General features: G+C 66.1%; 4 protein-coding genes. All 4 read left to right on the plus strand.

Annotated features, from left to right (window positions below; translation table 11 throughout):
* Complete coding sequence (locus tag H7F49_RS02150; protein WP_185681892.1) at positions 1-2,811, plus strand: TonB-dependent receptor plug domain-containing protein; 2,811 nt, start codon at positions 1-3, stop codon at positions 2,809-2,811.
* Between the two features lie 221 nt (positions 2,812-3,032).
* A complete protein-coding gene (locus H7F49_RS02155; RefSeq protein ID WP_185681893.1) occupies positions 3,033-5,111 on the plus strand; it encodes a beta-glucosidase family protein in 2,079 nt (692 codons plus the stop codon).
* A 527-nt stretch (positions 5,112-5,638) separates the two neighbouring features.
* Positions 5,639-6,607: an MBL fold metallo-hydrolase gene (locus H7F49_RS02160; protein ID WP_185681894.1), complete on the plus strand. Its 969-nt coding sequence runs from the start codon at positions 5,639-5,641 to the stop codon at positions 6,605-6,607.
* Positions 6,608-6,631: 24 nt separating this feature from the next.
* Positions 6,632-7,739, plus strand: a 1,108-nt coding sequence (locus H7F49_RS02165; protein WP_185681895.1) for an enolase C-terminal domain-like protein, incomplete at its 3' end; no start/stop codon positions are given.

Below are 7,739 nucleotides of genomic sequence, written 5' to 3' on the forward strand. Positions count from 1 at the left end.
ATGGCAATTTCATCGCATGCGCGCCGCGGTCTGCGGCTTACCAGTATCTCTGCGGTTGCACTGCTCGCCGCATCGGCAACGCCGCTGTTCGCCCAGTCGGCGCCGGCGACCGACACTGCGGGCCCGGCCAAGAGCGAAGAGATCATCGTCACCGGAACCTACCTTGGCAACGTTCGCCAGGAAGACCGTGCTTCCCCGACCCTGTCGGTCGACATCAAGTCCTTCCAGCGCACCGGCGTGACATCGCTGGGCGATCTGACGCGGTTCATCCCGCAGAACGTCGGCAGCGTCGGCGGCATGCAGGACCTGGCCAAGGGCGGTGCGGACACGCGCGACACCCGCTCGGTGAACCTGCGCGGGCTCGGAAGCGGCTCCACCCTGGTCCTGCTCAACAACCGCCGCGTGACGCCGCAGGGCGGCGATGATTTCGTGAACCTCAACAGCCTCACGCCGGACATCGCCATCAGCCGGGTTGATACCGTGCTCGACGGTGCCTCGTCGACCTATGGCGCCGACGCGGTCGCGGGCGTGTTCAACGTGATCACCAACACGACGTTCAAGGGCGCCCGGGTTTCGGCGCAGTACACCGGCATTTCCAAGTCCAGCTCGTGGAACGTCCAGGGCATGGTCGGGATCGGCAACGACACCTTCCACTCGGTGACCTCGGCCTCCTATCGGTTCACCGACAACCTGCAGAACGCGGACCGCGCGATCACCAATTTCTTCAATCCCTCGGGGGCGGGTTATCCTGGCCGTTACACCCTGGTCGGCCGTCCCACCACGGCCACCGGTGGCAACGTGGTCATCAACGGCAACGACTACACCGCGCTGTTCGACGCGAAGGCGGTGGGCGGCCGCCTCACCGTGGTCGATCCCAACTGTGGCAAGGCTGGCACGGAAAGCCAGTACGTCCCTGCCGCCGGGGCGACCTTCGGTCTGGGCAGTTGTGCCTTCAACTTCCAGCCGCAGAACCCGATCCGTCCGGAATCGCGCAGCATCAACATCCATAACGACACCACGATCGAGGTTTCGCCCGACCAGACGATCTTCGCCGAGATCAGCTATTACCACCAGGACTCCAAGCGCTACGGCGTGCCGTCCTATGCCCAGAACGCCGGCAATGCGACCATGCCGGTCAGCAATCCGTACAACCCCTTTGGCGTGCCGGTGATCTTCTTCGGCCGCGCCATCGGCGCCGAGGGCTTCCCCGGGGGATACGATCACCGGATCATGAGCGATACGGTGAACCAGCAGCACTACGTGCTCGGCGCGCGCGGCAAGCTCTTCGACGGGTGGAAGTATACCGCCAACGTGTCCTACTCCGCCTCGCACACGATCGCGCGCGACAAGGACACGGACATGAACCTGTTCCAGGCCGCGCTGAACGGTTTTGGCGGACCCAACTGCAATTACCTGTTCAACGGAGCAGGCGGCGGGGCCGTGGCCGGTCGAGGCAGCTGCCTCTACTACAGCCCGCTCCAGACGGACCTTGCCAAGATGGATCCCTCGCTGATCCACAACCTGCAGACCGACGTGTACTTCGACTACAAGCGCGAGTACTATCTGGCCGAAGGCGTGGTGAACGGCACGCTCGCCACGATCAACGGACATGATCTGGCGGTGGCGCTGGGGGCGCAGTATCGCCGCGAGAAATCTTCGTCGCGCTATTCGGACCTGTTGCTCAGCGGCTTCGGCGGCTTCCTCGGCAAGCGGCTCAACACCGAGTTTACCAGGACCGTGAAGAGCGGCTTCGTCGAGGCCAACTATGAACTGGTCGACGGCCTGAACCTCAACGCCGCGGCCCGTTACGAGGACTACGGCGGGTTCAGCACCACGGCGCCCAAGGCCGCGATCAACTGGCGCGTGATTCCCCAGCTCAGCCTCCGTGGCTCGATCAGCCGGGCATTCCAGGCTCCCACCATCGCCAACGGCGCAGCGAGCCTGATCTCCACCGGCGTGGGCAACGTCACCGATCCGACGACCACGCCGCCGGACACGACCTTCCGCACCATCCAGACCTACGGCAATCCCAACCTGAAGCCGCAGACCGCCAACGTCTTCAACATCGGCGCGACCGTCCTGCCGATGCCGCGGGCGCGGATCTCGCTGGATTACTGGAAGTACAAGTACAATAACCAGATCCAGTTGCAGAGCGCGCAGGCCGTGGTGAATGCGGCACCGCGCGGGCCCGCCGTGATCCGCGATGCCAGTGGCAACATCCAGGCGGTGCAGGTCACCTCGTTCAACGCCCCCAGCGGCACCGCCACCTCGGGTCTGGACTTCGCGGCCTCGGTTGGCTTCGACCTCGGGGATGTGGCGGTCACCCTGCGCGACAACCTCACCTACCTGATCAAGTATGACATCGACATCGGCTCGACCACTCCGGGTGCGGCATCGATCGTCTACAACGGTGTCGGCTATCGCAACCAGTTCGTCCAGTCGCCGCTGTCCTCCGCTGCAGCGCCCCGCTGGCGCAGCGTGGCGGGGATCGATCTGGAGTATGGGAAGCATACCCTGACCGGAACGTGGCGCTACACCTCCGGGGTGGTGGATGATCAGGGCGTGTCGCTCAACACCACCGGCAGTGGCCCGGTGATCCCGGCGACGACCACGACCCGCATCAAGGCGTTCTCCGTGTTCGACGTCCAGTACTCGCTGCGGTTCGGTACCGACGATCGCTTCGACCTCACCCTGGGCATGATCAATGCCTTCGATACGGCCCCCGGGTTTGCGCGCTTCAACGGCTATCTCCCCACGATTGCCGACCCGTTTGGCCGTCAGGTCTATGCCAGGGTCGGCGCCCGCTTCTGATCGAACGCCCAGCGGGCCGAGTTGACAGCTCGGCCCGCTTTTTTCCATGTCCGGCATCGTTGCAGCTGGCAATTCAAGGAACTGGTCTGGTGAACCCGCGATCGCCCGTACTGTTGTTGGCAACGGCTCTTGCCTGCGGATCGTCGCTCGCTCAGGCGCGGCCCGCTGCAGCGGCCGACTCGGCAACGGCGGCGGCACGTGCTGAAAAAGCCGTTCGCGCGATGTCGGCCGAGGAAAAGGTGGTCCTCACCCACGGGATCATGCCGCTGCCGCTGGGCGAGAGCACCCGGCCCATCCCGGAGGACGCCGTTTACGGGGCAGGCTACGTTCCTGGGATCCCACGCCTCGGCATTCCCGCGCTCAGGGAGACCGACGCCAGTCTTGGCGTCGCCTACGTGTTCGGGCTGCGCAAGGACGGCGCCACCGCACTGCCCTCGGGCCTGGCGCAGGCCGCGACCTGGAACCCTGCGCTGGTCCGCAAGGGCGGTGAGGTGATCGGCAGCGAAGCCCATGCCAAGGGCTTCAACGTGCTGCTGGCGGGCGGGACCAACCTGATGCGCGATCCGCGCAACGGCCGGACCTTCGAATACTTCTCGGAAGACCCGCTGCTGTCCGGGACGCTGGTCGGCAACGCCATCGCCGGGATCCAGTCGAACCACATCATCTCGACGATCAAGCACTTCGCGCTCAACGGGCAGGAGACGGGCCGCAAGTTCGTCGACGTGCAGATCTCGGACGCCGCGGCGCGCGAGAGCGACCTGCTCGCCTTCCAGCTTGGCATCGAGATCGGCCAGCCGGGCAGCGTGATGTGCGCCTACAACCGCGTGAACGGCCATCAGGCCTGCTCGAGCGACTACCTGCTCAACCAGGTGCTCAAGCGCGACTGGCGCTGGAAGGGCTTCGTCATGTCCGACTGGGGCGCCGTGCCGAACCTCGGGGCGGCCCTCAACGGGCTCGACCAGCAGTCCGGCGCGCAGCTCGACCCGGCGGTGTTCTTCGGCGACACGCTGGCCCAGGCGGCGGCCAAGGACCCAGCCTATGCCAAGCGCCTCGATGACATGAACCGCCGCATCCTGACCGCGATCTACGCCAACGGGCTCGACCGCTATCCGGCCAGGCCCGGCGGCAAGATCGACCTGAAGGCCAACAGCGAGGCCGCGCTCGAGACCGCCAAGCAGGGCATCGTCCTGCTGCGCAACGAGCGGGGTGTCCTGCCGCTCGCCCGCACCGCGAGGAAGATCGTGGTCATCGGCGGCTATGCCGACAGCGGAGTGCTGTCCGGCGCCGGCTCGAGCCAGGTCCACGCCGAAGGCGGCGCGGCGATCAAGGTACCGCTGGACGGCGGTCCGTGGTCCGCCTTCCTCTCCGAGCAGTATCACGGCTCTGCGCCGCTGGCGGCGATCAAGGCCATGGCCCCGCAGGCGGAGATCAGGTTCCGCAACGGGCGCTATCCCTCGGAGGCCGTGACCGCCGCGAAGGATGCGGACGTGGTGATCGTCTTCGGCACCAAGTGGACGACCGAAGGCATCGACCAGCCGGACCTCACGCTGCCCAACGGCCAGGACGAGCTGATCGCCGCGGTTGCGGCGGCCAATCCCAACACTGTCGTGGTCCTGGAGACCGGCAACCCGGTGCTGATGCCTTGGCTGGACAAGACCGCGGCGGTGCTCGAGGCCTGGTACCCGGGCGCACGGGGCGGCGAGGCGATTGCATCGGTCCTGTTCGGCGAGACCAACCCGTCCGGCCGCCTGCCGATCACCTTCCCGGCGGCGATGTCCCACCTGCCGCGTCCCGAGCTTGACGGGCTCGCCACGCTCGAGACCAACTTCGGAGGCGACGCCCCGAGCCCCGACGCCAAGCTGACCGCCGATTACAATATCGAAGGCTCGGATGTGGGCTATCGCTGGAATGCCCGGAAGGGACACAAGGCGCTGTTCCCGTTCGGCCATGGCCTCAGCTACACCAGCTTCTCGGCCACGGGCCTCAAGACCGACGGCAAGCAGGCGAGCTTCACCGTAACCAACACCGGCCAGCGTGCCGGTGCCACGGTGGCCCAGCTCTATCTCGACTCGCGCGGCGGGCAGACCAAGCAGCGTCTGGTCGGGTTCTCGCGGGTCGAACTGGCACCGGGCGAGAGCCGGCCCGTCAGCCTGAAGATCGATCCGCGGCTGTTGGCGGATTGGTCCGGAAACGGCTGGACGCTGCCGGCCGGCAATTACGTCTTCGCCCTTGGGGACAGTGCTGAAAGGCTTGGCCCCACAGTGTCTACCAAACTGGCTGGGCGACGTTGGAGCGACTGACGCCTACAGAGGCTGTGCTATGTTTCGCCCAGGAACGATCTTGTAATCTGTTGGCTTCGGCCGGTCGCGCCGATCGCAAAACTTTGGAAGGCCTTCCGACTGCGACGTTGCTGCTCCCGTATTGACGCCGGTTAGGGCGCATGGGAGGCGATAGGTACAGATGTCGTTGAGCGCGGCGCTTGAAAGTCCGAAGACGCCGAAACCCGACATTTGCATATGCCTGACCGTCAGGGCAGTAACATAGCCGGCGCAAGCGTTGTGGGCTATCATTCGACCCTTGTGATGCGGTTGTCGGTCTGGGTGAATGAGTGATTGCCTGGTGCAGGCTCAAACGCAAAGGTCTCACAAACCAACCCGGCGCATCTTTGGCCGATCAATGCCGGTTGTCTATGGATCCATAGGCGATCGGTGCTGGACAGCATCGGTCGGGCGCTGGTCTAACCCCTGCACAACGACAAACCCGGGAGAGAGAGAGAATGCAGCGCGCGCTGACCATCCTTGCAGCCTCGACCTTGTTGCTTTGCTCCATGCGAGCACCGCTCCACGCCGCTGCTCCGGCTGACTATCCCACGCAGTCGGACTTCCCCCGGGCCAACACCACGGCCGTGGCGCGCCATCTGTCGGCCGCGCGGAAATGGGCCGAGCCCGATCTGCTCCCCGAATTCTACTGGCGGTGTATGACCAGCCCGCTCGATCGCAAGACCGTGTTCGCGATCCAGCACGATGGCCTGGTTCAGGAAGCCAGGGTGTTCGACCAGTTGTACTCGATCGGGCAGAACGCGGTGTCGGCTTGGGCTCTAGATACGGCGGACGGGATCATCCTGATCGACGCACTCAACAACGAGGCCGAAGCGCGCGACATCATGGTGCCGAACATGATCCGGCTCGGGCTCGATCCCAAGCGGATCAAGATCCTGATCGTGACTCACGGCCACGGCGACCATTGGGGCGGAGCCAAGTACTTCCAGGACACGTTCGGGGCGCGGGTGGCCCTGTCGGAAGCGGACTGGGCTATGCTGGAAAGCCCGGACCGCGGCGGCGGTCCGTTCCGCGATCTCGTGCCGCCACGGCGCGACATGGTGGTGCGGGATGGCAATACGATCACCCTCGGCAAGACCATTGTGAAGCTGTTCGTTACCCCGGGGCACACCCCTGGCACCCTGTCCCTGATCTTCCCGGTGACCGACAAGGGCCGGCCCCACGTGGTCGGCCTGATGGGCGGCACGGGCGGCGGCACCACGGGTCCGGCCGTGCATGACCAGATCGCCTCGCTGCAGCGTTGGAACGGCCTGACCGGTCGGGCCGGGGTCGATGCGCTGATTAGCAACCACCCGGCCCATATCGCCGCGCTCGAGAAGATACAGCTCCTGACCCATGGTGCTCCTGCCGATGCCAATCCGTTCGTCTACGGCAAGGACCGAGCGCAGCGGTTCAGCAAGGTTATGGAGGCCTGCTCACGCGTGCAGCTAGCACGGATGGGCGAGAGCGGTGACTGAGCGCACTTGGCCCGGTCGCATGCCATGAGGATCGCCGAGGTCAGGGTCACGCCGATCGCCTTCCGCGACCCGCCGCTGCTCAACGCGGCGGGGATCCATGAACCCTACGCGCTGCGCTCGATCATCGAGGTCGTGACCGATCGCGGCGAGACGGGGCTGGGCGAAGGCTATGGCGACGCAGCGGCGCTGGCCGCCCTGCAAGCGGTCGCCCCCCGGCTGGTCGGCCTCGCGGTCCACGATCTCAACGGGCTGCGCCAAGTCGTCGCTGATACGCTCGCCGGTCTCCCACCGCCGCCGCCCGGGGCCGAACTGGCGCCGGGTTCCGATCCGGCACGGCAGGGCGCCAACTGCTATTCGGCCTTCGAGGTGCCGATGCTCGATCTGCAGGCCAAACGCGCCGGGGTTCCGCTTCACGCCCTGCTCGGCGGAGCGGTGCGGCGCGAGGTCCCGTTCAGCGCCTACCTGTTCTACAAGTACGGCCGGCACATCGAACCGGAGGAGCCGGCCGACGCGTGGGGTGAGGCGCTGACCCCGGCCCAGATGGTCGCGCAGGCCCAGCGGATGATCGAGCGGCACGGCTTCGGCAGCATCAAGCTCAAGGCCGGGACCCTGCCGCCGGACGTGGAGATCGCCACCATCGAGGCGCTGGCCGAGGCCTTTCCCGGCTATCCGCTGCGCATCGATCCCAACGGCGCCTGGTCGATGGAGACCGCCATCGTCGCCGCCGACCGGTTGCGCGGCCTGATCGAATACTACGAGGACCCCGTCGACGGGCTCGAGGCCATGGCCGAGCTCCACCGCCGGACTGGCCTGCCCCTGGCCACCAACATGGTGGTGACCTGCTTCGAGCACCTGCGCCGGAGCGTCGGCATGGACGCGGTGCAGATCGTATTGTCCGACCATCACTATTGGGGCGGTCTGCGCGACAGCCAGTTGCTCGGCGGAATGTGCGCCACCTTCGGGCTGGGCCTGTCGATGCATTCCAACTCGCACCTGGCAATCAGCCTCATGGCCATGGCGCATCTGGCCGCCGCAACCCCGAACCTGACTTATGCCTGCGACACGCACTACCCCTGGGTCGAAGACGCGGACGAGGTGGTACTCGGCGGCAAGATCGCGTTCACGGGCGGGT

The organism is Novosphingobium aerophilum (genome assembly GCF_014230305.1).
GTDB lineage: Bacteria > Pseudomonadota > Alphaproteobacteria > Sphingomonadales > Sphingomonadaceae > Novosphingobium > Novosphingobium aerophilum.

Coding starts and splice junctions, on each gene's coding strand:
- H7F49_RS02160 (WP_185681894.1), top strand. CDS start 5,639: ATGCGAGCACCGCTCCACGCCGCTGCTCCGGCTGACTATCCCACGCAG.
- H7F49_RS02150 (WP_185681892.1), top strand. CDS start 1: ATGGCAATTTCATCGCATGCGCGCCGCGGTCTGCGGCTTACCAGTATC.
- H7F49_RS02155 (WP_185681893.1), top strand. CDS start 3,033: ATGTCGGCCGAGGAAAAGGTGGTCCTCACCCACGGGATCATGCCGCTG.